This is a genomic window from Paenibacillus sp. KS1, assembly GCF_001680695.1.
Taxonomy (GTDB): Bacteria; Bacillota; Bacilli; order Paenibacillales; family Paenibacillaceae; genus Paenibacillus_B; species Paenibacillus_B suaedae.
Genome location: NZ_MAIS01000236.1, coordinates 1 through 1,254 on the forward strand (window position 1 = coordinate 1; position 1,254 = coordinate 1,254).

At 45.6% G+C, this 1,254-nt stretch carries 1 protein-coding gene; it reads right to left on the minus strand.

Annotated features, from left to right (window positions below; all coding sequences use genetic code 11):
- Positions 1 to 77: 77 nt before the first annotated feature.
- The coding region (locus tag BBG47_RS28040) for an ABC transporter substrate-binding protein (RefSeq protein WP_065294471.1) at positions 78 to 1,254 on the minus strand (1,177 nt) is incomplete at its 5' end.

Here is a 1,254-nt window from a genome sequence, read left to right on the forward strand (position 1 = left end):
AGCAGCCGCTTAAGAGAGACATGATCGTCAGCAGCATAATTACGGTCTTCCCACTCTTTAACACGTTTCTACACTCCCTATTTCCCTTTATCCTTGTTTGCAGATTCTCGCACTTTTAAGAGCAGTTCCTGCACTTTTACCTCCAACGCGGCAGCTGCTTCATCAACTGACTTCTCGTTCGCAACTACGGCCAACAGCTCCTCACGAAGCGGTTTATAAAATAATCTGAGGAACTCGAATGGAAGACTTTCATAAAGGCTGCTCTCCTGCCTGATCTTCGGTATATAAAATGCATCCGTACTCCTGCCCTTGATATCCTTCATATAACCGTTACGTGAAGGAAGCTTGCCTTCCAGTGTCCGCGAACGGGCCTGCGCCATCTCCGGACCATTCACGAATTTGACGAATTCCCAGGCTGCCCGCTTGTTGGCTGAGTCAGCCGCAATTGCATAGATGGGGGAAAAGGTAATAGATGAAGAATCCATTGCAGGATCTACCGGAGCCGTAACTACATTCCAATCTTGCTTAGTGAATACAAGCTCCCGTGTTTTGTAAGCACTGCTTATCATCATAGCAGCTTGATCTCTAAGTTTTTGAGAGTAAGTTTGGCCTTCAGGATGCAAAAATACAGATTTGCTGCGTACAGCATCCGTTACCTGCTTGATGGCTTTTTTCCAGCCATCTGAGTTCAGAAGCACCTTCTCTCCCTTCGGGTCGAGCAGCTTCAATCCGGAGGAATCGGCAATTTTGTACAAAATGAATCCTATATCCCCAGACCATTCATAGAACCCGTACACCTTATTTTCTCCGCTTCCGATATTGGCAAATCTCGCTGACAAATCAAACATTTCCTGCCAGGTCATATTGTTCTTCGGCGGTTCGATTTGATGCTCCTTGAACAACGCTGCGTTATAGTACAAAACATCCCTGTCTACATAAGGAGTAAGCCCATATAGCTTGCCGTTGCCTAAGCTTTTGATTTTATCGATCAGCCCTGGCAAAAAGCCCTTCATATCATAGTCGTCCTGCCGGATCATTTCTTCCAATTCGTATAACCTGCCAGCTTCAGCAAATGATTTAAACGTTTTCGCATCACCCAGCTTTATTACGTCTGCACCGGAGTTCTCCAACAGCTTTTTTATTTCCGTATCCCAATCCTCTGCACGAATCGTTTTCCCTAGATTTTGAAGCACCTGAGTCTCGGGGATAACCTCGACCTCAATCTGCGGATATTTCATATGAAAATACTTCCCG